Origin of the sequence: Mycobacterium sp. PO1 (assembly GCF_017312405.1) — a bacterium.
Taxonomy (GTDB): Bacteria; Actinomycetota; Actinomycetes; order Mycobacteriales; family Mycobacteriaceae; genus Mycobacterium.
Genome location: NZ_BLTG01000046.1, coordinates 1 through 24,643, shown reverse-complemented (window position 1 = coordinate 24,643; position 24,643 = coordinate 1). Strand labels below are relative to the sequence as shown.

Here is a 24,643-nt window from a genome sequence, read left to right as displayed (position 1 = left end):
CTTCAGCCTAGTGCCCTGCCGCGATGCCCGGGCCCGGTGGCCGGTCAGCCACGCGTCTCCCACATTTTGAGACATGTGTTCAATCAGATGAGACAGCTGTGAGACGATGGCGGCGTGGCCGTCGACACGATCAGCTCCTTGCGACGCTGTTCGATGCTGGTCATCGCCCTGGTGACCACGCTGTGCGCCAATGTGTTCATCAACGGGGTGGCTTTCCTGATTCCCACGCTGCAGACGGAGCGCGGGCTGGACCTGGCGACCGCCGCATTGCTGTCGTCTCTGCCCAGCCTCGGCATGGTCGTCACGCTGATCGCATGGGGCTATGCCGTAGACCGGTTCGGTGAGCGCCTGGTTCTCACGCTCGGATCCGTCTTGACCGCAGCCGCGGCCTTCGCTGCAGCCTCAGTGCAATCCCTCGTCGCCGTGGGAGCCTTCCTGTTCCTGGGCGGCATGGCCGCGGCGAGCAGCAATTCGGCCAGCGGGCGGCTCGTCGTCGGGTGGTTCGACGCCCGCCAGCGCGGCCTGGTCATGGGAATCCGCCAGACCGCCCAACCGCTGGGAGTGGGGGTCGGCGCGCTGGTCATCCCCCGCCTGGCGGAGTCCCACGGAATCTCGGCGGCGCTGCTGTTCCCCGCAATCGTGTGCGCGGCGTCAGCAGTGGTGTGCGCGGTGGCCGTCGTCGATCCGCCTCGGCCGCCGCGGTCACAGGCCGATCCGACCGAGCTGGCCAACCCCTACCGGGGATCGTCGATGCTGTGGCGCATCCACCTCGCGTCGGTGCTGCTCGTCGTGCCCCAGGTGCTGGTGTGGACCTTCACCCTGGTGTGGCTGATCGACGCGCGCGGCTGGTCGCCCGGTTCCGCCGGCACGCTGGTGATGCTGGCCCAGCTGCTGGGCGCAGCCGGCCGCGTCGGCGCCGGTCGCTGGTCGGATTCGGTGCTGCGCCGCAGCGGTGACGTGGTGTCCGCCCGCCTTCGCCCGATCCGGGCCATCGCCCTCGCCGCGGCCATGTCGATGGTGCTGCTCGCCGTGACCGACGCGCTCGACTCCCCCGTCAGCATCGCGCTGATGATGGCGGCCTCGGTGATCACGGTGTCGGACAACGGGTTGGCATTCACCGCCATCGCCGAGAACGCAGGCCCGTTCTGGAGCGGACGGGCGCTGGGCACTCAGAACACCAGCCAGTTGCTGACCGCCGGCGTCGCGCCGCCGTTGTTCGGTGGTCTCATCGGAATCGCCGGATTCCCGGTGGCTTTCGCGGTGTGCGCGATTTTTCCGCTTCTCGCCATCCCCGCGGTACCGGTGCCCGCCAGGAGCGTCGGCGAACGTCGGGGCTCTGCGCGCAGCGGTTGAGCGCCGCGGCCGTCCCCCGGGTACACAGACGCCGGAACACCCTCGGTCACGCCGGCTCTCCTCGTCAGGACGCCGCGTGGCCGTGGCCGGAGGGCCCTGCCGAGCGTCGGGGCATCACGATCAGAGCGGCGACCAGGAAGCAGAGCGCGCCGACGAATGTGCCCGCGGTCGCCAGCCTTTGGTCGGCGGTGACCCCGGTGCGGCTCACGTGCGCGGCCACCGCCGACACCGCGAACGCGAGGCAACCGACGAGATTCACCACCGCAGCCGCCCACTCCCGCCGACGCAGATCCAGCGAGCCGATGGCGGCGGCTACGGCGGACAACCCGATCACCGCACTGACCAGGAAAGCCAGCGATCCCGCGGCGTCGGGCGCCCAGACGTACCTGCGCTCCGCCGACACTGCGTGCGTCCAGACCGCCGCGGCGGTGCTGACGTTGAACAACACTGTTCCGATGAATTGCACAGCAGCCGAGGACCATTCGCCACGGACAGCCTGGTCCGACAACTGCAGCTGCACCCATGCCGCGGCGGTGAAGAACCATGAGCCGACGAAACACAGTGCGTTGGCCGCGGCGGCCCCGGCCCATTCGCCGAAGCCGGGCAGCGTGGCCACGGCGAACAGCGACGAGCCGACGACGAACAGCCGGCACTGCCGACTCAGCGTCGCGATCGTCGCTATCGCCCGCGCCTCAGAGCCGGTCCAGGATGCGCTGGCCGACCTCGGAGGTGGTCGACCGGGCGTCTCCGCGGGTGGCCAGGTGGTCCTCCACGGCCCGGTCCACCTTGGCGGCCGCCTCCAGTTCGCCGACGTGCGCCAACAGCAACGCGACCGACATGATCGCCGCGGTCGGGTCGGCGACGCCCTGTCCGGCGATGTCCGGCGCGCTGCCGTGCACCGGCTCGAACATCGACGGATTGATGCGGGTGGCATCGATGTTGCCGCTGGCCGCAAGACCGATGCCGCCGCACACCGCGGCGGCGAGGTCGGTGATGATGTCGCCGAACAGGTTGTCGGTGACGATGACGTCGAACCGGCCCGGGTCGGTGACCATGTGGATCGTGGCGGCATCGACGTGCTGGTAAGCCACCTCGACGTCGGGGTATTCCGCGGCCACCGCCTGCACGGTGCGCCACCACAGCGAACCCGCGTATGTCAGCACGTTGTTCTTGTGCACCAGGGTCAGATGCTTGCGGCGCTGCTGGGCGCGGCCGAAGGCGTCCTGCACCACGCGCCGCACCCCGTAAGCGGTGTTGACGCTGACCTCGGTCGCGATCTCGTGCGGGGTGTCGACCCGGATGGCCCCGCCGTTGCCGGTGTAGGGACCTTCGGTGCCCTCCCGCACGACCACGAAATCGATCTCGGGGTCACCGGCCAGCGGACTGACCACTCCCGGGTAGAGCCGCCCGGGCCGCAGGTTGATGTGGTGGTCGAGCTCGAAGCGGATCCGCAGCAGCAGCCCCCGCTCCAGCAGCCCGCTGGGCACCGACGGGTCACCGATGGCGCCCAGCAGGATCGCGTCCTGGCCTTTGATCTCCTCGAGCACCGAGTCCGGCAGCACCTCGCCGGTACGGTGATACAGCCGCGCGCCCAGCTCGTACTCGGTCTTCTCCACTCCGGGGAACACCGCATCGAGGACCTTGAGCGCCTCGCCGACCACTTCCGGGCCGATACCGTCACCGGCGATCACACCCAGCCTCATCGCTGCGGTCATGACAGATCCACCACTTCCAGCGTCACCGCGGCCACGTCGCGACCGATCGCGGCGAGCACGTCGGCGGGCACCGGGCGATCCAGGCGCAGCATGACCGTGGCGCCCTCCCCGTCGGCGTCCTGACTCAACTGTGCGGCGAGGATGTTGGCGCCGGCGCCGCCGAGCAGCGTGCCGATCTTGCCCAGCGCACCCGGCTGGTCGTCGTAGTTGATGATCAGATTGACGCCCTCGGCGCGCAGGTCCAGGTTGCGTCCGTTGATCTGGACGACCTTCTCCACCATCTGGGGACCCGACAGCGCGCCGGCGACGTTGACCGTCACGCCGTCGGCGCCCACCGCCCGCACGTCGACCACGCTGCGGTGGTTGGGGCTTTCCGACTGGGTTGAGATCGAGGCCTCGACGCCCCGCTCGGCGGCCAACGCCGGCGCGTTGACGAACGTCACCGGGTCCTCGATCACCGCCGAGAACAGCCCGCGCAGCGCAGACAGCCGCAGCACCTCGACCTCACCGGGTCCGCCCGCGGCCAGCTCACCGCAGACATTGACCGCCAGCGACACGGGCAGTTCGGGCGAGAGCACCCCGGCCAGCAGACCCAGCTTGCGCACCAGGTCGAGCCACGGCGCGACCTCCTCACCGACGGCACCGCCGCCGACGTTGACCGCGTCGGGCACGAACTCCCCGGCCAGGGCCAGCTTGACGCTGGCGGCGACGTCGGTGCCCGCGCGATCCTGTGCCTCGGCGGTCGATGCACCCAGGTGCGGCGTCACCACGACCTGCGGCAGTTCGAACAGCGGGCTGTCGGTGCACGGTTCGGTGGCAAAGACATCCAGGCCGGCCCCGCGGACATGTCCGCTGGTGATGGCCTCGGCCAGCGCCTGCTCGTCGATCAGTCCACCCCGGGCGGCGTTGACGATGATCGCGCCGGGTTTGGTCTTGCCCAGCGCCTCCTTGCCGATCAGACCCGCCGTCTCCTTGGTCTTGGGCAGGTGCACCGAGATGAAGTCGGCGCGACCGAGCAGGTCGTCGAGCGTGAGCAACTCGATGCCCAGCTGCGCGGCGAGCGCGTGCGACACGTAGGGGTCGTAGGCGACGATGTGCGCCCCGAATGCCGCCAACCGCTGGGCCACCAGCTGACCGATCCGGCCCAGGCCCACCACGCCGACCGTCTTGCCGAAGATCTCGGTACCCGAGAACGACGACCGCTTCCAGGTGTGTTCCCGCAAGGTGGCGTCGGCGGCGGGGATCTGCCGGGCGGCGGCCAGCATCAGCGCCACGGCGTGCTCGGCCGCGCTGTGGATGTTGGAGGTCGGGGCGTTGACGACCAGCACACCACGCGCGGTCGCCGCCTCGACGTCGACGTTGTCGAGACCGACGCCGGCGCGGGCGACGATCTTCAGCCGTGGGGCGGCGGCCAACACCTCGGCGTCGACGGTGGTGGCCGAACGCACCAGCAGGGCGTCGGCGTCCACCACCGCGGCGAGGAGCTTCTCCCGGTCGGGGCCGTCGACCCAGCGGACATCCACCTGGTCACCCAGGGCTTCCACGGTCGAGGCGGCCAGCTTGTCGGCTATCAGTACCACAGGCAGACTCACGAGGCTTCAGCCTAACGGGCTGCTATAACCGGGTGGTGGGCGGGAATGATTCGAGCGTCGATGTCACCGTCGTCGGCAGTGGCCCCAACGGGTTGGCCGCCGCGGTGATCTGCGCCAGGGCCGGTCTGTCGGTGCGCGTGATCGAGGCGCAGTCCACCGCGGGGGGCGGGGCCCGGACCCTGCCCGACCCGGAGTTCAGCGGGGTGAGCCACGACATCTGTTCGGCGGTGCATCCGCTGGCCCTCGCGTCGCCGTTCTTCTCGGCCTTCGATCTGCGCTCCCGCGGCGTCACCCTCACCTCACCGGAGGTGTCCTACGGCAATCCCCTGCCCGGCCGGCCGGCGGCGATCGGGTACCGCGACATCGACCGCACCTGCGCCGAACTGGACGAGGGCGCGTCGTGGCGCAGCCTGCTCGGACCGCTGGCCGCCGACTGCGATGGCGTGGTGGGACTGCTACTCGGCGACAAGCGCTCGATTCCCCCGAGCATCCCGGCGGCGGCGCGCGTCGCCCCGCGCCTGCTGGCCCAGGGCAGTCCCGCCTGGCGCAGTCTGCGTGGGGAGGATGCCCGCGCACTGTTCACCGGGGTTGCGGCCCACACGATTTCGCAGATGCCGTCGTTGGTGTCGGCCGGCGCGGGATTGATGCTCGCCACGTTGGCGCACACGGTCGGGTGGCCGATTCCGGTGGGCGGCTCGCAGGCGATTCCCGACGCCCTCCTGACCGACCTCCGTGCGCACGGTGGCGAACTGGTCCTCGGTGAGGAGGTGACCGGTCCACCACCGGGGGTGGTGCTCTACGACACCGCACCCACCGCCTTGCTGCGCATCTACGGAGACCGGTTGCCGCCGCGCTATGCCAGGACACTGTTGCGCTACAAGTACGGCCCCGGGGTGGCCAAGGTCGATTTCGTGCTCTCCGGTGAGATCCCATGGCTCGATGAACGTCTGGCCGACGCTCCGACGCTTCATCTGGGCGGCGACCGAGCCACGATGGCGCTGGCCGAACGCGAGATCGCCGCAGGACGCCACGCCGAGTGGCCGATGGTGCTCGCCGCGCTGCCCCATCTGACCGATCCCGGCCGGGTCGATGCGCAGGGCCGGCGACCGCTGTGGGCCTACGCGCACGTCCCCGCCGGGTCGACGGTCGACATGGCCGAGACCGTCAGCGGTGTGTTCGAACGGTTCGCACCCGGCTTCCGGGATCTGGTCGTCGGGGTCCGCAGCGTGCCTGCCGCTCGGCTGTCCGACCACAACGCCAACCTGGTGGGCGGCGACATCGGGGTCGGCGGCAACAACATGCTCAGCGCGCTGACCGGGCCCGCGGTGCGGTGGAATCCGTGGTCGACGCCGATCCCCGGGGCCTACCTGTGTTCGTCGGCGACGCCACCGGGTGGCGGTGTGCACGGCATGGCGGGTTACTACGCCGCGCGCACCGTGCTGCGCAAGGAATTCGGCATCCGCGACCTGCCCTCGCTGGCTCGGTAGGCTCGCAGCCATGACCAAATTGGCAGTCATCTACTACTCCGCGACCGGTCACGGCACCGCGATGGCCAACCGGGTGGCCGCGACCGCGGAGACCGCCGGGGCCGAGGTGCGGCTGCGCCACATCGCCGAGACCCGCGACCCGGAGTCGTTCGCGTCGAACTCCGCGTGGACAGCCAATTACGAAGCGACCAAGGACCTTCCTGCCGCCAGCGGTGACGACATCGTGTGGGCCGACGCGGTGATCTTCGGCACACCGACGCGGTTCGGCAACGCCGCCTCTCAGTTTCGGGCGTTCATCGACTCGTTGGGCGGGCTCTGGGCCAAGGGCCAGCTGGCCGACAAGGTGTACGCGGCGTTCACCTCGTCGCAAACCGCGCACGGAGGGCAGGAGACCACGCTGATCACCCTCTATGTCTCGCTGATGCACTTCGGGGGCATCCTCGTACCGCCCGGTTACACCGACGGCGTGAAGTTCGCCGACGGAAACCCGTACGGCGTCGGCCATGTCACCGGACCGGAAAACCGCAACGAACTCGACGACGCCACGCTGGACGCGCTCGACCACCTGGCCCGCAGAGTGGTGACGGTCGCCGAACGACTCTCCTAGGTTCCGTCGCCGGTGCGCGGCATCGCCCTCATCGCCGAGCGAATGACGAAATAGAGCACCGGCGAGGTCACCAGCAGCACCGGCCAGCCCATCGCGATGCGCGCCACGGCGAGCATCCCCTCCTGATTCGTCGCATAGAGGTGGTACTGCACCGCGAACCGGGTGGCCGAGATGGCCGCCATGCCCAGCGTCACCAGATCGAAGGCCAGCCGCACGCGCCGGACCCGACGCCAGCTGTCGTCACGGCCGGTGATCCACGCCCACACCACGCCGACCACGGGGCGCCCGACCAGTACCGAGCCGGTGAACACCACGGCCAGGGCCAGATACATCCAGATTCCCGGAAGGTAGAAGTCCTTGGCTCGGCCGGTGACCAAGGCGAAGGCCGCCCCCACCGCGACGCCGGCGAATCCCAGCAGCGCCGGTCGGGCCGATTCGCGCTGCAGCAGTTGCCAAACCAGCACCACCGCCGCCGCGCCCAGCGCCGCGATCAGGGCGGGGCCCAGCCCGGCGAGCGCGTTGGCGGCGGCGAACGTGACCACCGGAAGCGATGTGTACACCAGCCCGCGGAATCCGCCCGCGCGGGCGAGGAGCCGCTCACCCGGCGTCTGTGCGCCCGTCATGTCCACCGAGAGTACCGACCGCGGCACCGGCACCGCGAAAGAGAAATCCCGGTCGCCATCCTCATCGGATCGACGACCGGGAATTCTCGTCCGCGAAACTCAGGCGGTTTCGGTGATGGGCCGGTCCACCCAGCTCATCAGGTCGCGCAATTTCTTGCCGGTGACCTCGATCGGGTGCTCGGCGTTCTGCTTGCGCAGCGCCTCGAGCTCCTTGTTGCCACCCTCGACGTTGGCGACCAGACGCTTGACGAAGGTGCCGTCCTGGATGTCGGACAGGATCTGGCGCATCCGCTTCTTGGTGTCGGCGTCGATCACCCGGGGACCCGACAGGTACCCGCCGAACTCCGCGGTGTCGGACACCGAGTAGTTCATCCGGGCGATGCCGCCCTCGTACATCAGGTCGACGATCAGCTTCAGCTCGTGCAGCACCTCGAAGTAGGCGAGCTCGGGGGCGTAACCCGCCTCGACCATGACCTCGAAGCCGGTCTTGACGAGTTCCTCGGTGCCGCCGCACAGCACGGCCTGCTCACCGAACAGGTCGGTCTCGGTTTCGTCCTTGAACGTCGTCTTGATGACGCCGGCCCGCGCACCACCGATGGCCTTGGCATACGACAGCGCCAGCGCCAGACCCTCACCTTTGGGGTCCTGCTCGACGGCGACCAGGCAGGGCACGCCCTTGCCGTCGACGAACTGACGGCGCACCAGGTGCCCGGGGCCCTTCGGGGCGACCATGCCGATGGTCACGTTCGCCGGCGGCTTGATCAGACCGAAGTGGATGTTCAGGCCGTGGCCGAAGAACAGCGCGTTGCCGTCCTCGAGGTTGGGCTCGATGTCGCTGGAGAAGATCTCGGCCTGAGCGGTGTCGGGCGCCAGCAGCATGATCACGTCGGCCCACTTGGCGACCTCCGCCGGGGTGTCGACCTCCAGGCCCTGCTCGGTGACCTTCTCGCGGGACTTCGAGCCCTCTTTCAGGCCCACCTTCACCTGCACACCCGAGTCGCGCAGGCTCAGCGAGTGGGCGTGGCCCTGGCTGCCATAGCCGATGACGCCGACCTTGCGGCCCTGGATGATCGACAGGTCCGCGTCGTCGTCATAGAACATCTCAACTGCCATATTCGTGAATCTTCCTTCTTGTCTTGACTGTTGCGGGTCTTGGGTCTTGGTCCTATTTGGTGGAGATCCCGCGGGGGCCACGCGCCAGCGAAACCACGCCGGACTGGACGATCTCGCGGATCCCGTAGGGCTCGAGCACGCGCAGTAGCGCCTCGACCTTCTCCTGAGTACCGGTCGCCTCCACCGTCAGCGACTCGTTGGAGACGTCGACGACCTTGGCGCGGAACAGGTTCACCGCCTCGATCACCTGACCGCGGCTGGCGGCGTCGGCGCGGACCTTGATCAACGCAAGCTCACGGGACACCGAGTTGGCGTCCTCCTGCTCGACGATCTTGATGACGTTGACCAGTTTGTTGAGCTGTTTGGTGATCTGCTCGAGCGGAGAATCCTCCACGTCGACCACGATCGTCATGCGGGACAGGTCTTTCTGTTCGGTCGCTCCGACGGCCAGTGACTGGATGTTGTAGCCGCGCCGGGAGAACAACGACGCGACCCGGGCCAGGACACCGGGCTTGTCTTCGACAAGCACCGACAGCGTATGCGTGCGGCGTGCGGTGGTCGTCATGCGTGTCCCTCTTCCGGGTCGTCGAACAGTGGCCGGATGCCACGCGCCGCCTGAATCTCGTCGTTGCTGGTGCCGGCGGCCACCATCGGCCACACCTGGGCGTCCGCGCCGACGATGAAGTCGATCACCACCGGGCGGTCGGTGATCGCGCGGGCCTGAGCGATCACCTCGGCCACGTCCTCGGCGCGCTCGCAGCGCAGACCCACACAACCCAGCGCTTCGGCGAGCTTGACGAAATCGGGGATGCGCCGCGAATGCGTGGCCAGATCCGTTTGGCTGTACCGCTCCTCGTAGAACAATGTCTGCCACTGCCGGACCATGCCCAGGTTGCCGTTGTTGATCAGGGCCACCTTGATGGGGACACCCTCGATCGCACAGGTGGCCAGCTCCTGGTTGGTCATCTGGAAGCAGCCGTCCCCGTCGATGGCCCACACCTCGGTGTCCGGGCAGCCCATCTTCGCACCCATCGCCGCGGGCACCGCGTAACCCATGGTTCCCAGGCCGCCCGAGTTCAGCCACGTCTTCGGCTTCTCATAGGAGATGAACTGCGCGGCCCACATCTGGTGCTGGCCCACCCCGGCGACGTACACCGCGTCAGGTCCGGCGATCTTGCCCAGCGACTCGATGACGAACTCCGGTGACAAGCTGCCGTCGCTCTGCGGGCCGTAGCTCAACGGGTAGGTCGACTGCACGTTGCGCAGGTACTCCCACCAGTTGTCGGTCTTCAGGGTGCCCAGCGTGCCGTCGCGGCGCAGCGCCTCGATCAGGTCGGTGATGACGGCCTTGACGTCGCCCACGATCGGCACGTCGGCGTGCCGGTTCTTGCCGATCTCGGCGGGGTCGATGTCGGCGTGGATGACTTTCGCCTCGGGCGCGAACGAATCCAGCTTTCCGGTGACCCGGTCGTCGAACCGGGTGCCCAGCGCGATCAGCAGGTCACTGCGTTGCAGGGCCGCCACCGCTGAGACGGTGCCGTGCATGCCGGGCATGCCCATGTGCTGCGGGTGGCTGTCCGGGAACGCGCCCCGGGCCATCAGGGTGGTCACCACCGGGATACCGGTCAGCTCGGCCAGGTCGAGCAGCTGGTCGGTCGCCTCACCGCGGATGACGCCGCCACCGACGTAGAGCACCGGCTTGCGCGCCTCGGCGATCAGCTTGGCCGCCTCGCGGATCTGACGGTTGTGCGGTTTGGTGTTGGGCTTGTAACCGGGCAGCTCGAACTGCGGCGGCCAGGCGAACGTGCACTGACCCTGCAGCACGTCCTTGGGGATGTCGACGAGAACGGGTCCGGGACGTCCGCTGGCGGCGATGTGGAACGCCTCGGCGATGACGCGGGCGATGTCATCTCCGTTGCGCACCAGGAAGTTGTGCTTGGTGATCGGCATCGTGATCCCGGAGATGTCGGCTTCCTGAAACGCGTCGGTGCCGATCAGAGCGCGCCCGACCTGTCCGGTGATCGCGACCACCGGGATCGAATCCATGTAGGCGTCGGCCAGCGGTGTCACCAGGTTCGTGGCCCCGGGACCCGAGGTCGCCATACAGACCCCGACCCGGCCGGTGGCGTGGGCGTACCCGCTGGCGGCGTGACCGCCACCCTGCTCGTGGCGCACCAGCACGTGACGCAGTTTGTCGGAGTCGAACAGCGGGTCGTAGACCGGCAGCACCGCGCCGCCGGGGATACCGAAGACGACGTCGACGTCGAGCTCCTCGAGCGAGCGGATCACCGCCTGGGCTCCGGTCATCTGCTGCGGGGCAATCCGTTTCGGCTGCGCAGGGGTGGCCTTCGCGCCGGTGGGGAGGTGACCGCCGTTGGCCGGCATCTCCGACTGTTCGGGTGCTCGCGTGGTGGGTGCGCTCACGATGTCCTCGGTCTCTTGTGTCTGTTGTCAATCGGGCAAGAAAAAACCCCCGTCAGCCCGGCGGCTGAACGAGGGTTGCGCGTCGATGCTGTGGTGGCTATACCCGGGTGAGGGCCAGCGCGGCATCAACGCGCAACCCAATTACTACCAGTCCCGGGGTGGTCCACATAAGCCACGACGGTAGCTTCCGAACTGGCGAAAGGTCAAATTCGCCCGGCGTGCCGGGGCGGCCCGCCCCGATGGGATGATGGCGCCATGGACACCCCCTCGGCGTCTGGTTCGGCGCCAGAGTCGACGCCGGTCGTCATCAAGATCTCGCCGATGGCACACATCGCGGTGTTGATACTCGCGTTCGCGATGTTGTCGATCGTGTTGGCCGGACCGCCCTGGTGGGCGTTGCTGCTGCTCATCCCGGTCTTCGCGTCGGTGGCCATCGTGCGCTACCGCACCTCCGCCGACCGCGACGGCGTCACCGCCCGAACGTTGCTCAGCAGCCGGGCCGTCCGCTGGGACGACATCGCCGGGCTGCGGTTCGGCCGCCGGGCGTGGGCGTTGGCCCGCCTGCACGACGGCACAGAGGTGCCGTTGCCGGCGGTGACCTTCGCGACGCTGCCGCTGCTGACCGCTGCCAGCGACGGGCGGGTCCCCAACCCCTACTCGTGAGCCGCGCGGCGTGGGTCACGCCAATGAGGCACGGCGTGGGTCACGCCAATCAAGCCACGGCGTGGGTCACGCCAAGGGGTTCGTGCCGTTGAGAAGCACCCAGATCGCCACCCCGGCGCCGATTCCGAACACCAGTGCCGCGAACGAACCGATGAACGGGCGGCGCGCCCAGCCCCGCCCGGCGTCGAGGCCGTACCGGCCCGGCCCGATCAGGATGATCGCCGCGACAGCGCACAGCAGAATCACCTCGTACTGGTGGCCGTCGGTGAGAAACGCCGACAGCCGAGCGTCGTCGTGCGCCTCCGCGACCTCGGCCAGCATGCCGGTCACCAGGTAGGCGAGCGCCCCGGCCGCCGCGACCGGGGTGAACAGGCCGACAACCAGCAGCACACCGGCAGCGACCTGACCGCCGGCGGCGACATAGGCCAGGATGTCGGCGTAGCGGAAGCCCAGATCGGCGAGGTAGTCGCGGAACCCGCCCACCCCGGAGCCACCCCACCAGCCGAACAGGTTCTGCAGACCGTGACCGATGAACAGCGCCCCGACCGCCACCCGCAGCAGCAACAATCCGAGATCCTGGGTGCCGCGCCGGTCAGAACGAGCCGGGTCGGCCGGCTCGACCTCGGTCGGTGTCGCGGTCGAGCCGTAGGCGCCGGGGGCCAGCCCGGCGGACGGCTGCACGTAGGGCAGCGGCTCCGGGTCGTTCATCAGCCCGAACGGTGTCTGGTCGGTGGTCGCCTTCGGGGTGTCGTACCGCGGGATCGCCGTCGTCTCGGTGTCGCCGCCGAAGTTCGGCGAATGCAGGTCGTCCTCGGGGTCCACCAGCCGTGCCGAGGCAGGCCGGCCCGAGTCGTCGGGCCGCTGCCAGGCGCTGGGGTCATGGGGACTCGTCACAACAGCCAGGGTAAGTGCTGCTGAGCCGCTGCTCGGGAATTAGCCCGGCGCGCCTTCGCACCTGTTGGCGCAGGATGGACGGGTAGCGCGTGGCGCGCACCGCCGCACGATCCGTAACCTGGCCAGCATGACAAAGCGCCGGTCGGCACGCACAGCCGCTACCGCGGTGTGCGCCTTGATGTGCGCGGGACTTCTGGCCGTCGCCGGTTGCGCCAGGTTCGATTCCGCCCAGTCGCAGCCGTTCACCACCGAGCCCGAGCTGGCACCGGGGCCCACCACCACACCGACACCTCCGCCGCCGCTGCCCGCCAAGCCGTTCCCGAAGGAGTGCCCGGCCCCCGGCGTCATGCAGGGGTGCCTGGAGAGCACCAGCGGGCTGATCATGCTGCCCGACAGTCAGTCCGCCCTGGTGGGCGAACGTATGACCGGAGCAGTCAAGCAGGTGTCGGTGCGCGCCGAACCCACCGTCAAGACCGTGATTCCCGTGGATCCGACCGGTGACGGTGGCCTGATGGACATCGTGCTGTCACCCACCTATTCGCAGGACCGGCTCATGTACGCCTACATCACCACCCCCACCGACAACCGGGTGATCCGGATCGCCGACGGCGACATCCCCAAGCCGATCCTGACCGGCATCCCCAAGGGCACCACCGGCAATCGGGGTTCGTTGATCTTCTCCAGCCCCACGACGCTGATGGTGCAGACCGGCGACGCCGGCAACCCCGCGCTGGCCGCAGATCCCGCCTCGATGGCGGGCAAGCTGCTGCGCATCGAGCAGCCCACGACCGTCGACCAGGCGCCCACCACAACCGCACTGTCGGGTCTGGGCGCGGCGGGCGGGACCTGCATCGACCCGGCCGATCAGTCGCTGTACATCACCGACAGAACCGCCGGCGGCGATCGGCTGCAGCGCATCACCAAGAACTCGGTGGTTTCGGAGGTCTGGACCTGGCCGGACCGGCCGGGTGTGGCCGGCTGCGCGGCGCTGGACGGCACCATCCTGGTCAATCTCGTCGATACCAAGCAGACCGTCGCCGTGCGGCTGTCCCCCGACACCGGCGCGGTGACCGGCGAGCCCGAAGTCGTGCGCCAGGACCAGCACGGTCACGCGTGGGCGCTGCAGGTGTCCCCCGACGGCAACATCTGGGGCGCCACGGTCAACAAGACCGCCGGTGACGCCGAGCGACTCGACGACGTGGTGTTCCCGCTGTTCCCGCAGGGCGGCGGGTTCCCGCGGACCAACGACGAGAAGACCTGATCGAGACGCTCCGCTACTGCGGACCGTGACCGGGCAGCCTCAGCATCAGCCGGGCACCCCCCAGCGGACTGACCTCCAGCGCCGCGGTGCCGCCGTGGATCTCGGCCTGCTGCGCCACCAGGGCCAGCCCCAGGCCCGACCCGGATCGCGAAGCGGTGGTGCCGCGGTGGAAGCGCTCGAAAACCGTCGCCCGCTCCTGCTCGGGCACACCGGCTCCGTTGTCGTCGACGGCGATCTCGACACCTTCCGACGACGACACCACGCTGAGCCTGACCTGGGTGGCGCCGCCGTGTTTGACGGCGTTGGCGATCGCGTTGTCGATGACCAGCCGTAGACCGGCGGGCATGCCGAGCATCAACACCGACGTCGAGGAGGCCAGCGACACATCCAGCCCGGGATAGTTGTGCATGGCATCGTGGGCGGCGCGGTCGAGCAGTTCGGCCACGTCGACCGGCACGAAGTCGTCGACGGTGGTCAGCTCCCCCTGCGCCAGCCGCTCCAGCGCCCCCAGGGTCGCCTCGATGCGGGACTGGGTGCGCATGACGTCGGTGATCACCTCTTTGCGCTGCTCGGGCGCCAGATCCAGGGTCAGCAGCACCTCCAGATTGGTCCGCATCGCCGTCAACGGCGTTCGCAGCTCGTGGGAGGCCACGGCGGCGAAGTCGCGCGCCGACTCCAGCGCTGCGCGGGTGCGCTGCTGTTCGTCACCGATCCGCGCCAGCATGCCCTCGACCGCTTCGGAGATCTCGACCGCTTCCCACACCCCGCGCACCTGCACCTCGTCGGGGTTGGACTGGGCATTGATGGCACGGGCCTGCTGGGCCAGCAGTCGGAACGGGTTGACCATGATCAGCGAGATCACCCAGCCGACCAGCAGTGTGCTCAGGATCACCCCGGCGCAGATCCAGAACACCCGCCAGTGCAGCGAGTCGATCCGGGCCTGCGTCTCGGCCAGCGGTGCGCCGAGCGCGATGGAGGCGTTGCCTGTGGTCAGCGTCCGAACCCGGTATTCGACGCCGTCGATGCTGGCGTCGGCGTAGCCGGCGGGCAGCTCGGGCAACACGACGTCAGCGGGGACCGAGATCGTGGCGTCTCCCAACCTGGCGGTGCGCACCAGGCCGTTCTCGGTGGGCTCGGGCCCGGTCCCGTCCTGCACGCTGCGCAGCAGCGTGTTCACGTCGCCGAAGCTGGACAACGAATCGAGACGCCGGTCGAGCTGGTCGAGCTGGTCATTGGTGACCCCGACCCACACCCACACCCCCAGCGTCAGCACCAGGGTGATCACCCCCAGCTGGGCCAGGATGACGATCGAACGCAGCGACAGCAGCCGCAGCGGGTGCGCCAGAATGCGGAAGACCAGGTCCTGGGGGCGTGTTTTCACCGAACTGCTAGCTGCAGGCGGCCATGACGAGCTCACGCACGCGCGCGGCGTCGGCCTGGCCCTTGGTGGCTTTCATCACCGCTCCGACGATGGCTCCCGCCGCCTGGACCTTGCCGCCACGGATCTTCTCCACGACATCAGGGTTGGCGGCCAGCGCCTCATCGACAGCGGCCTGGATCAGCGAGTCGTCGCGCACCACGGCCAGGCCGCGGTCGTTCATGACCTGCTCGGGCTCGCCCTCACCGGCCAGCACGCCCTCGACGACCTGGCGGGCCAGCTTGTTGGACAGCTTGCCCTCGTCGACGAGCTTGACCACGGCGGCCACCTGGGCCGGCGTGATCGGCAGGGCGTCGAGTTCGACTCCGGATTCGTTGGCCTTCTGCACCAGGAAGTTGCCCCACCAGGCGCGAGCCTGATCGCTGGACGCGCCGTGCTCGACCGTCGCGGCGATCAGATCGAGCGCGCCGATGTTGACCAGGTCGCGCATCACCTCGTCGGACACACCCCAGTCCTGCTGAATCCGCTTGCGCGACAGCCACGGAAGCTCGGGGATGGTGGCACGCAGTCGCTCGACGAGCTCGGCGCTGGGGGCCACCGGCTCCAGGTCCGGTTCGGGGAAGTACCGGTAGTCCTGCGCGGTCTCCTTGCTGCGACCGGGCGAGGTATAGCCGTCCTCGTGAAAGTGCCGAGTCTCCTGCAGGATCGTGCCACCTGATTCCAGAACCGCTGCCTGCCTGCGCATCTCGTAGCGCACGGCGACTTCGACGCTCTTGAGCGAGTTGACGTTCTTGGTTTCGGTGCGGGTACCGAACTCGGCCTGCCCGATCGGTTTGAGCGAAACGTTCGAATCGCACCGCATCGAGCCCTCATCCATCCGGACATCGGAAACACCCAAGCCGCGCAACAGATCTCGCAGTGCGGTCACGTACGCGCGGGCGATCTCCGGGGCCCGCTCCCCCGCGCCTTCGACGGGCTTGGTGACGATCTCGATCAGCGGGACCCCGGCGCGGTTGTAGTCGATCAGCGACGTGGTGGCTCCGGCGATACGTCCCGTCTCGCTGCCCAGGTGGGTCAGCTTGCCGGTGTCCTCTTCCATGTGTGCCCGCTCGATCTCCACGCGCCAGGTGCTGCCGTCGTCCAGCGGCACCTCGAGGTGGCCGTTGATGGCGATCGGTTCGTCGTACTGGGAGATCTGGTAGTTCTTCGGCATGTCCGGATAGAAATAGTTCTTCCGGGCGAAGCGGCACCACGGCACGATCTCGCAATTGAGCGCGAGGCCGATGCGGATCGCGGACTCGACGGCGACCTGGTTGAGCACGGGTAGCGACCCGGGCATACCCAGGCAGACCGGGCACACCTGGGTGTTGGGCTCGCCACCGAAGCGGTTGGCGCAGCTGCAGAACATCTTGGTCTCGGTGGACAGCTCGACGTGCACCTCGAGACCGAGGACCGGCTCGTAGCGGGCGATGACCTCGGCGTAATCCAGCAGCTCGGCGGTGGCGACAGACATGCCCCTGATCCTAGTGCGGGCGTCTCCCGCCGCCTTCGTCAGCCGAAGAACGCCGCCGCGTCCTCGTAGCGGCTCTGCGGAACCAGTTTGAGTTGGCGGACCGCGTCGGCCAGCGGCACCCGGCCGATGTCCTGGCCGCGCAGCGACACCATCATCCCGTACTCGCCGGCATGGGCGGCGTCGGCGGCGTTGACGCCGAAGCGGGTGGCCAGGACCCGGTCGTGCGGTGTCGGCGTGCCGCCGCGCTGCACGTGGCCGAGCACGGTGGTGCGCACCTCTTTCTTGATGCGCTTCTCCACCTCCACGGCCAGCTGCTGGGCCACCCCGGTGAAACGCTCGTGGCCGAACTCGTCGATGCCGCCCTGCAGCAGCTGCATCGAGCCCTCCGCAGGCTTGGCGCCTTCGGCGACGACGCAGATGAAATGCGAGTCACCGCGCACGAAACGCGCCTTGACCAGGCGGCACACCTCTTCGACGTCGAACGGCTGCTCGGGGATCAACGTCATGTGCGCACCGGCGGCCAGCCCGGCGTTGAGCGCGATCCAGCCCGCGTGGCGGCCCATCACCTCGACGAGCATGACCCGCTGATGCGACTCGGCGGTGCTGTGCAGTCGGTCGATGGCCTCGGTGGCGATGTTCAGCGCCGTGTCATGGCCGAACGTGACATCGGTGCAGTCGATGTCGTTGTCGATGGTCTTGGGCACTCCGACGACGGGCACGCCCTCCTCGGACAGCCAGCTCGCCGCAGTCAGAGTGCCCTCGCCGCCGATCGGGATCAGCACGTCGATGCCGTTGTCGTCGAGCGTCTGTTTGATCTCGTCGAGCCCGGCACGGAGCCGGTCTGGGTTGGTGCGGGCGGTCCCGAGCATCGTGCCGCCCTTGGCCAACAGTCGATCGTTGCGGTCGTCGTTGTGCAGCTGGATGCGGCGGTTCTCCAACAGCCCGCGCCACCCGTCCTGGAAACCCACCACCGACGAGCCGTAGCGGGCGTCGCAGGTGCGCACGACCGCCCGGATGACCGCGTTGAGCCCCGGGCAGTCCCCGCCTCCGGTCAGCACTCCGATCCGCATGATCTATCTCGCTCCTCGCGTGCGCATGATCTGTTCGGCTCCTCGCCGACCTATCTTGCCCTTTCAGACCGCCGTCGGCAGCGGACCGCGGGCAACCTCGAACGCGGCGCCGACACGGTAGAGCCGGTCGTCGGCCAACGCCGGCGCCATGATCTGCAGTCCCACCGGCAGTTGATCGTCCGGGGAGAGTCCCGCGGGCACCGACATTCCGCAGTGTCCGGCGAGGTTGAGCGGCAACGTGCACAGGTCGAACAGGTACATCGACAGCGGATCGTCGACCTTCTCGCCGAGGCGGAACGCTGTGCTCGGCGTCGCCGGTGAGACCAGCACGTCGACGCTGCGGTAGGCCTGGTCCAGGTCGCGCGCGATGAGGGTGCGCACCTTCTGCGCCTGGTTGTAATAGGCGTCGTAGTAACCCGCCGACAGCGCGTAGGCGCCGATCATGATGCGACGCTTGACCTCCGGCCCGAAGCCCGCGGCGCGGGTCAGGGCCATCACTTCCTCGGCGCTGTGACTTCCGTCGTCGCCGACGCGCAGGCCGTAGCGCATGCCGTCGAACTTGGCCAGGTTCGACGACACCTCCGAGGGCAGGATCAGGTAGTAGGCGGGCAGCGAGTAGTCGAAGTGCGGGCAGTCCACCTCGCTGACCTCGGCGCCGAGCGCCGTGAGCTTGTCGACCGCGTCGTTGAACGCGTTCAGCACGCCCGGCTGATAGCCCTCACCGCTGCGCAACTGTTTGACCACGCCGACGCGCAGGCCTTTGAGGTCACCGTTGGCGCCGGCTTTGGCTGCCCCGACGACGTCGGGGACGGCGGCGTCGACCGAGGTGGAATCGCGCGGATCGTGCCCGGCGACCACAGCGTGCAACAGCGCGGTGTCGAGCACCGTGCGCGCGCACGGTCCGCCCTGGTCCAGGGAGGATGCGCACGCGATCAGCCCGTACCGCGAGACCGTGCCGTAGGTGGGTTTCACGCCGACGGTCGCGGTCAGCGCTGCGGGTTGGCGGATCGACCCGCCGGTGTCGGAGCCGATGGCCAGCGGCGCCTGGAACGCCGCCAGGGCTGCCGCGCTGCCACCGCCCGAGCCGCCGGGCACCCGCTCGGTGTCCCACGGGTTGCGGGTCGGCCCGTACGCCGAGTTCTCGGTCGAGCTGCCCATGGCGAACTCGTCCATGTTGGTCTTGCCGAGGATCGGGATGCCGGCCTGGCGCAGCCGCTCGGTCACCGTGGCGTCGTAGGGCGACATCCAGCCTTCGAGGATCTTCGACCCGCAGGTGGTGGGCATGTCGGTGGTGGTGAAGACGTCCTTGAGGGCCAGCGGCACCCCGGCCAGCGGCGAGGCCGGGCTCTCGCCGGCAGCGATTTGAGCGTCGACGGCGGCCGCGGCGGCCAGCGCCTGGTCACTGCCGACGTGCAGGAACGCGTGGTAGGCGCCGTCGGTGGCGGCGATCTGGTCCAGGCAGGCCTGGGTCACCTCGGTCGAGGACACCTCTTTGGCGGCGATCTTCGCGCCGAGCGTTGCGGCGTCGAGCCGGGTCAGGTCGCTCACTCTGCTTCTCCGAGGATCCGGGGCACGGCAAAACGCCCGTCGACCGCGTTGGGCGCCTCAGCGAGCGCCTGGTCCTGGGTGAGGCAGGGCGCCGGCACATCGGGCCGGAAGACGTTGACGTCCTTGAGGGGGTTGTCGGTGGCCTCGACGCCGGTGACGTCGACGGCCTGGATCTGGCTGACATGGCCGAGGATGGCGTCGAGTTGGCCGGCGAAACTGTCCAACTCGCCGTCGGTCAAGGCGAGTCGGGCCAGTCGCGCCAGGTGCGCAACCTCGTCTCGGGAGATCTGGGACACGACCACGAAGCCTAGTTCAACGCCTCCGCGGGGCCGTCGTCCGAGTCGCCTGCGCCAGGCAGTCCGTGACACAGTGTTGCGCGTGCCTTCGTATCTGCTACGGGTCCAGCTGGAGGACAGGCCCGGCAGCCTCGGCTCCTTGGCCGTGGCCTTGGGCTCCGCGGGTGCCGACATCCTCTCGCTCGACGTGGTCGAGCGGGCCGCGGGCTACGCGGTCGACGATCTCGTCGTCGAGCTTCCGCCCGGAGCCATGCCGGACATGCTCATCACGGCCGCCGAGAAGATCAAAGGGGTCTACGTCGACAGCATCCGGCCGCACACCGGGCTACTCGAGGCCCACCGCGAGCTGGAACTGATCGACCACGTCGCCGCTGCCGACGGCACGGTCAAGCAGTTGCAGGTGCTCGTCGACCAGGCGCCCAAGGTGCTGCGCGTCGGCTGGTGCACGGTGACCAAGCTGACCGACGCGGGCCCCCAACGGGTGGTGGGCAGCTCCGGCGCCCCGGAGACGGTGGCCGCAGAAACGCCGTGGCTGCCGATCCACCGGGCCCAGGCGCTGGACGCGACCGCGGACTGGGTACCGCAGGTGTGGCGAGACATGGACACCACCTTGGCCGCCGCACCGCTGGGGGGACCGGCCACCGCCCTGGTGCTCGGTCGCCCCGGTGGTCCCGAATTCCGGCCCAGCGAGGTGGCGCGGCTGGGATACCTCGCCGGTATCGTCGCGACGATCACCGGGTAGGCGGCCACGTTCCCGGGGTGAGTCGCGGCAGTCACGGGGTCAGCCGCGGCGAGCGGACGGGCAGCTAGACCCCCTCCGGGCCCTCCTGGAGCAAGCGGCTGAAGCCGTCTTCGTCGAGCACCGGCACCCCGAGCTCGATCGCCTTGTCGTACTTGGATCCCGGCGAATCCCCGGCGACGACGTAGTCGGTCTTCTTCGACACCGACCCGGACGCCTTCCCGCCCCGGGTGATGATCGCTTCCTTGGCGCCGTCGCGGGAGAACCCGGTCAGCGACCCCGTCACCACCACGGTCAAACCTTCCAGCGTGCGCTCGATGCTGGCGTCACGCTCGTCGGCCATCCGCACGCCGGCCGCGCGCCACTTCTCGACGATTGCGCGGTGCCAGTCCACGGTGAACCAGTCGATGACCGCCGCCGCGATGGTCGGGCCCACGCCCTCGGTGGCAGCCAACTGCTCCTCGGAGGCGGACTCGATGGCCTCGAGACTGCCGAATTCGGTGGCCAGCGCACGAGCCGCGGTCGGCCCGACATGGCGGATCGACAGCGCCACCAACACCCGCCACAACGGCTGCGCCTTCGCCTGGCCGAGATTGGCCAACAGGCGCTTGCCGTTGGCCGACACTTCGCCGGCCTTCGTGGTGAACAGCTCTGTGCGCAGCAGGTCGCCTGCGGTGAGGCCGAACAGGTCACCTTCGTCGGCGATGACACCGGCCTGCAACAGAGCGGTCGCAGCCTCGTAACCCAGGCCCTCGATATCGAATGCGCCACGCCCGGCGACGTGAAACACCCTCTCCCGCAACTGCGCCGGGCACGAGCGCGAGTTCGGGCAGCGAATGTCGGCGTCACCCTCCTTGGCGGGAGCGAGTTCGGTTCCGCACTCGGGACAGTGGGTGGGCATGACGAACTCGCGCTCGGACCCGTCACGCAGGTCCACGACCGGGCCGAGCACCTCGGGGATGACGTCGCCGGCCTTGCGGATCACCACGGTGTCGCCGATGAGCACACCCTTGCGCTTGACCTCCGAGGCGTTGTGCAGCGTGGCCAGCCCGACGGTCGACCCGGCCACCTTGACCGGTTCCATGTAGGCGAACGGCGTGACCCGGCCGGTCCGCCCGACGTTGACGCGGATGTCGAGGAGTTTGGTGGTCGCCTCTTCGGGTGGGTATTTGTAGGCGACCGCCCAGCGCGGAGCGCGCGAGGTCGATCCGAGCCGGCGCTGCAGCGCGACCTCGTCGACCTTGACCACCACACCGTCGATCTCGTGATCGACGTCGTGGCGGTGTTCACCCCAGTAGGCGATGCGTTCTGTCACCGCTTCCAGTCCTTGGACCTGTGCGGTGTGGGCCGAGACCGGCAGACCCCATTGCCCCAGCGCCCGGTAGGCGTCGTGGAGTGTGGCGAACGTCAAGCCCGCAGGACCTTCCACGTGACCGAGTCCGTGGCAGATCATGCGTAGCTTGCGCCGCGCCGTGACCGCTGGGTTCTTCTGCCGCAACGAGCCCGCGGCACTGTTGCGCGGGTTTGCAAACGGCGGCTTGCCCTCGGCGACCAGTCCTGCGTTGAGTTCCTCGAAATCGGCCACCCGGAAGAACACCTCGCCGCGGACCTCGAGCACCTTCGGAACCGGGAATTCCTCGGTGCCGGTGAGCTTCTCAGGCACGTCGTCGATGGTGCGGGCGTTGAGGGTGACATCCTCGCCGGTGCGGCCGTCGCCGCGGGTCGCCGCGCGGACCAATCGTCCGTCGCGGTAGACCAGCGCCAGCGCCACGCCGTCGATCTTCAGCTCGCACAGGTAGTGCGCGCCGTCGCCGATCTCACTTCTGATGCGGGCGGCCCACGCGCCGAGCTCGTCGGGGGTGAAGACGTTGTCCAGACTCAGCATCCGCTCGAGATGGTCGGCGGAGGTGAAGTCGGTGGAGAACCCCGCACCGCCGACGAGCTGGGTGGGCGAATCGGGGGTCCGCAACTGCGGGTGGGCGTTCTCGAGCGCCTCGAGCTCCCGCAGCAACGTGTCGAACTCGGCGTCGGAGATGATCGGCGCGTCGCGTACGTAATAGCGGAACTGGTGGCCTCGCACTTCCTCGGCGAGCTCCTGCCACTGCCGACGCAGGTCGGCGTCGACGGCGTCGACAGCACCGTCGGCCTGCTCGGCCAGCGCGGCCTCGGGATCCTGACTCGCCTTGGGACTCACTCTGGCAGGTTATCGAAGGCCGCCGACACGGCGGTCCGCCCCGGCCGTCGGACCGCGCGCATAACCTGACCCCATGCCGCACCCGATCATGTTCCGCGACGACGACTTGGGCCTGGCCGAGGTCCGGCGGATCGCGCTCGGATTTCCCGAGACGTTCGAGAAGATCTCCCACGGCAGGCCGGTGTTCTGCGCCCCCAAGATGTTCGCGGTGTACGGAGGTTCGGCGAAGAGCGCCGCCGGCGCTGAGCACACCCGGTACCCGCATTGTGTGCTGGTCAAGGTCGACGACAGCGAACGGCGGGCACTGGAGCAGGACAGCCGGTTCTTCTTCCCCGCCTACATGGGACCGTTCGGCTGGCTCGGCCTGGATTTCGAGGCCGCACCGGTCGACTGGGCCGAGGTCACCGAGCTGATCGACGCGTCCTTCCGGATGGTCGCGCCCAAGAAAACAATCAAGCAGCTCGACCAACGTTGACCCATTCGGCGGTCGGACATGCTTCGATCGGAGCTGCCATGAGTTTCTCCAGCCCTTTCCCCGAAGTCGACATCCCCACCGCGAGTGTCTACGACTACCTCTTCGACGACCTCCACGACCACGACGCCGACCGTGTCGCCCTGATCGACGCGAAGTCCGGCAGACAGACCTCATACCGCGAGATGGTCGCCCGTATCGAATCCTTCGCCGGCGGATTGGCCGCCCGCGGCCTCGGCGTCGGCGATGTGGTCGGACTGCTCGCTCCGAACAGCTCGGCGTTCGCGGTCGCCTTCCACGGCATCCTGCGTGCCGGCGCGACAGCAACCACCATCAATGCGCTGTTCACGGCCAAGGACATCGCCAAGCAGCTGACCGACTCCAAGGCCACGATGTTGGTGACCGTGAGCCCGCTGCGCGAACAAGCCCGGGAGGGGGCGGCCGCGGCGGGCCTGCCTGCGGAGAACGTGGTGGTTCTCGACGGTGCGGGCCGCGACACCGACGGCCACCCCAACGCCGAGGACCTGCTCGCGGCGGGAGCCCCCGCGCCCGACGTCAGCTTCGCTCCGTCGGCGCACCTGGCGGTGCTGCCCTACAGCTCGGGCACGACCGGCAATCCCAAGGGTGTCATGCTCACCCACCGCAACCTGGTCGCCAACGTCGCCCAGATCCGGCCGCTGCACGGCATGACGAGTGACGACGTGGTGCTGGCCGTCCTGCCCTTCTTCCACATCTACGGCATGACCGTGCTGCTCAATGCGGCACTGCACGCGCGCGCCCGCCTCGTCATCATGCCGAGTTTCGACCTCGGCGAATTCCTCGGCAACATCGCCGAACACCGGTGCACCGTCGCGTTCATCGCACCTCCGGTTGCGGTCGCGCTGGCCAAGCATCCGTTGATCGACGACTACGACCTGTCCTCGCTGAACGTGGTCATGTCGGGGGCGGCACCGTTGGACGCCGACCTCGGACATGCGGTCGCCGAGCGGTTGCGGTGCACGGTCGTACAGGGATACGGCATGAGCGAGCTCAGCCCGGTCAGCCACATCACCCCATTCGACTACGGCGAGCACGACATGCGTGTCGAGGCACCGCTCAGTTCGGTCGGCTGGACGGTTTCCAATGCTGCGTCCAAGATCGTCGACCCCGAGACGGGGCGCGAAATCCCCGTTCCCGAAGAGGGTTTGAGTGAGACGGGCGAGCTCTGGTTCAAGGGCCCCAACGTCATGGCCGGGTATCTGAACAACGACGAGGCCACCAAGGCGACCATCGACGACGACGGCTGGCTGCACACCGGGGACCTGGCCCAGGTGGACGCCCACGGATGCGTCTACATCGTCGACCGACTCAAGGAGCTCATCAAGTACAAGGGCTACCAGGTGCCGCCGGCTGAACTGGAGGCCGTGCTGTTGAGCCACCCCGATATCGCCGACGCCGCGGTGGTCGGCGCACTCGACGACGAAGGCGAGGAGGTACCGAAGGCGTTCGTCGTCAAGCAGTCCGACTCTGAGTTGACCGCGGATGACGTGATGGCGTTCGTCGCCGAACACGTTGCGCCCTACAAGAAGGTCCGCAAGGTCGAGTTCATCGACGCGGTGCCGAAGTCGGCGTCGGGCAAGATTCTGCGAAAGGATCTCCGCTCGCGCTGACTTGTCACCCCCCGGAACTAGAATAGAACACATGTGGCGCTCCTAGTGTTCT

General features: G+C 68.7%; 22 protein-coding genes. 8 read left to right on the top strand and 14 right to left on the bottom strand.

Going from position 1 to position 24,643, the window contains the following annotated elements:
• The first annotated feature begins 114 nt into the window (after window positions 1-114).
• The gene (locus J3476_RS16290; RefSeq protein WP_207067453.1) at window positions 115-1,353 is read left to right on the top strand and encodes an MFS transporter; all 1,239 of its coding nucleotides are present in this window, start codon (window positions 115-117) and stop codon (window positions 1,351-1,353) included.
• A gap of 64 nt (window positions 1,354-1,417) precedes the next feature.
• On the opposite strand, the gene J3476_RS16285 is transcribed toward J3476_RS16290, so the two are convergent.
• From J3476_RS16285 to serA, 3 genes are all read right to left on the bottom strand, one after another.
• A complete protein-coding gene (locus J3476_RS16285) occupies window positions 1,418-1,978 on the bottom strand; it encodes a hypothetical protein (RefSeq protein ID WP_286183245.1) in 561 nt (186 codons plus the stop codon).
• A 67-nt stretch (window positions 1,979-2,045) separates the two neighbouring features.
• Window positions 2,046-3,056, bottom strand: a complete 1,011-nt coding sequence (locus J3476_RS16280) for a 3-isopropylmalate dehydrogenase (protein WP_207067561.1) — start codon at window positions 3,054-3,056, stop codon at window positions 2,046-2,048.
• A gap of 8 nt (window positions 3,057-3,064) precedes the next feature.
• Complete coding sequence (serA, locus tag J3476_RS16275; protein WP_207067452.1) at window positions 3,065-4,660, bottom strand: phosphoglycerate dehydrogenase; 1,596 nt, start codon at window positions 4,658-4,660, stop codon at window positions 3,065-3,067.
• Window positions 4,661-4,695: 35 nt separating this feature from the next.
• Here serA and J3476_RS16270 point away from each other — a divergent pair, with 35 nt between their 5' ends.
• Together J3476_RS16270 and wrbA are read left to right on the top strand one after the other, a co-directional pair.
• Entirely contained in the window at window positions 4,696-6,147 is a 1,452-nt protein-coding gene (locus J3476_RS16270) for an NAD(P)/FAD-dependent oxidoreductase (protein ID WP_207067451.1), read from the top strand.
• 10 nt (window positions 6,148-6,157) lie between these two features.
• The gene (gene wrbA, locus J3476_RS16265) at window positions 6,158-6,754 is read left to right on the top strand and encodes an NAD(P)H:quinone oxidoreductase (protein ID WP_207067450.1); all 597 of its coding nucleotides are present in this window, start codon (window positions 6,158-6,160) and stop codon (window positions 6,752-6,754) included.
• On the opposite strand, the gene J3476_RS16260 is transcribed toward wrbA, so the two are convergent.
• The 4 genes from J3476_RS16260 to J3476_RS16245 all read right to left on the bottom strand — a co-directional run bounded on the left by J3476_RS16260 (window position 6,751) and on the right by J3476_RS16245 (window position 10,875).
• Window positions 6,751-7,377 (bottom strand): DUF3159 domain-containing protein, encoded by a 627-nt coding sequence (locus J3476_RS16260; protein WP_207067449.1) that lies wholly within the window; start codon window positions 7,375-7,377, stop codon window positions 6,751-6,753. The two genes, wrbA and J3476_RS16260, sit on opposite strands and share 4 nt — an antisense overlap.
• Window positions 7,378-7,476: 99 nt before the next feature.
• Complete coding sequence (ilvC, locus tag J3476_RS16255) at window positions 7,477-8,478, bottom strand: ketol-acid reductoisomerase (RefSeq protein WP_207067560.1); 1,002 nt, start codon at window positions 8,476-8,478, stop codon at window positions 7,477-7,479.
• A 64-nt stretch (window positions 8,479-8,542) separates the two neighbouring features.
• Window positions 8,543-9,055, bottom strand: a complete 513-nt coding sequence (gene ilvN, locus J3476_RS16250; protein WP_207067448.1) for an acetolactate synthase small subunit — start codon at window positions 9,053-9,055, stop codon at window positions 8,543-8,545.
• Window positions 9,052-10,875: an acetolactate synthase large subunit gene (locus tag J3476_RS16245; protein WP_286183244.1), complete on the bottom strand. Its 1,824-nt coding sequence runs from the start codon at window positions 10,873-10,875 to the stop codon at window positions 9,052-9,054. The genes ilvN and J3476_RS16245 overlap by 4 nt, the downstream gene beginning before the upstream one ends.
• A 294-nt stretch (window positions 10,876-11,169) precedes the next feature.
• Here J3476_RS16245 and J3476_RS16240 point away from each other — a divergent pair, with 294 nt between their 5' ends.
• Entirely contained in the window at window positions 11,170-11,577 is a 408-nt protein-coding gene (locus J3476_RS16240) for a PH domain-containing protein (RefSeq protein ID WP_207067446.1), read from the top strand.
• Window positions 11,578-11,643: 66 nt separating this feature from the next.
• Here J3476_RS16240 and J3476_RS16235 read toward each other — a convergent pair whose 3' ends face one another.
• Complete coding sequence (locus J3476_RS16235; RefSeq protein ID WP_207067445.1) at window positions 11,644-12,471, bottom strand: DoxX family protein; 828 nt, start codon at window positions 12,469-12,471, stop codon at window positions 11,644-11,646.
• A 127-nt stretch (window positions 12,472-12,598) separates the two neighbouring features.
• On the opposite strand from J3476_RS16235, the gene J3476_RS16230 reads away from it, so the two are divergent.
• Entirely contained in the window at window positions 12,599-13,732 is a 1,134-nt protein-coding gene (locus J3476_RS16230) for a PQQ-dependent sugar dehydrogenase (RefSeq protein WP_373889076.1), read from the top strand.
• A gap of 13 nt (window positions 13,733-13,745) precedes the next feature.
• Here J3476_RS16230 and J3476_RS16225 read toward each other — a convergent pair whose 3' ends face one another.
• The 5 genes from J3476_RS16225 to gatC all read right to left on the bottom strand — a co-directional run bounded on the left by J3476_RS16225 (window position 13,746) and on the right by gatC (window position 19,537).
• Complete coding sequence (locus J3476_RS16225) at window positions 13,746-15,113, bottom strand: sensor histidine kinase KdpD (RefSeq protein ID WP_221360875.1); 1,368 nt, start codon at window positions 15,111-15,113, stop codon at window positions 13,746-13,748.
• A gap of 7 nt (window positions 15,114-15,120) precedes the next feature.
• Window positions 15,121-16,665 carry an Asp-tRNA(Asn)/Glu-tRNA(Gln) amidotransferase subunit GatB gene (gene gatB / locus J3476_RS16220; RefSeq protein ID WP_373889082.1) on the bottom strand — a complete coding sequence of 515 codons (1,545 nt, stop codon included), beginning with the start codon at window positions 16,663-16,665 and terminating at the stop codon, window positions 15,121-15,123.
• Window positions 16,662-17,693 (bottom strand): ATP-dependent 6-phosphofructokinase, encoded by a 1,032-nt coding sequence (locus tag J3476_RS16215; RefSeq protein WP_152516565.1) that lies wholly within the window; start codon window positions 17,691-17,693, stop codon window positions 16,662-16,664. The genes gatB and J3476_RS16215 overlap by 4 nt, the downstream gene beginning before the upstream one ends.
• 63 nt (window positions 17,694-17,756) lie before the next feature.
• Window positions 17,757-19,241 (bottom strand): Asp-tRNA(Asn)/Glu-tRNA(Gln) amidotransferase subunit GatA, encoded by a 1,485-nt coding sequence (gene gatA / locus J3476_RS16210; RefSeq protein ID WP_207067443.1) that lies wholly within the window; start codon window positions 19,239-19,241, stop codon window positions 17,757-17,759.
• Window positions 19,238-19,537, bottom strand: coding sequence for an Asp-tRNA(Asn)/Glu-tRNA(Gln) amidotransferase subunit GatC (gatC, locus tag J3476_RS16205; protein ID WP_207067442.1), 300 nt, complete (start codon window positions 19,535-19,537; stop codon window positions 19,238-19,240). The genes gatA and gatC overlap by 4 nt, the downstream gene beginning before the upstream one ends.
• Before the next feature lie 82 nt (window positions 19,538-19,619).
• Here gatC and J3476_RS16200 point away from each other — a divergent pair, with 82 nt between their 5' ends.
• Entirely contained in the window at window positions 19,620-20,279 is a 660-nt protein-coding gene (locus J3476_RS16200) for an amino acid-binding protein (protein ID WP_207067441.1), read from the top strand.
• A gap of 64 nt (window positions 20,280-20,343) precedes the next feature.
• Here the strand turns inward: J3476_RS16200 and ligA are convergent, their stop codons facing one another.
• Complete coding sequence (gene ligA / locus J3476_RS16195; RefSeq protein ID WP_373889081.1) at window positions 20,344-22,389, bottom strand: NAD-dependent DNA ligase LigA; 2,046 nt, start codon at window positions 22,387-22,389, stop codon at window positions 20,344-20,346.
• A gap of 154 nt (window positions 22,390-22,543) precedes the next feature.
• On the opposite strand from ligA, the gene J3476_RS16190 reads away from it, so the two are divergent.
• The gene (locus J3476_RS16190) at window positions 22,544-22,945 is read left to right on the top strand and encodes an MmcQ/YjbR family DNA-binding protein (RefSeq protein ID WP_207067440.1); all 402 of its coding nucleotides are present in this window, start codon (window positions 22,544-22,546) and stop codon (window positions 22,943-22,945) included.
• Between the two features lie 38 nt (window positions 22,946-22,983).
• Complete coding sequence (locus J3476_RS16185) at window positions 22,984-24,591, top strand: 4-coumarate--CoA ligase family protein (protein ID WP_207067439.1); 1,608 nt, start codon at window positions 22,984-22,986, stop codon at window positions 24,589-24,591.
• The last annotated feature ends 52 nt before the right edge of the window (window positions 24,592-24,643 follow it).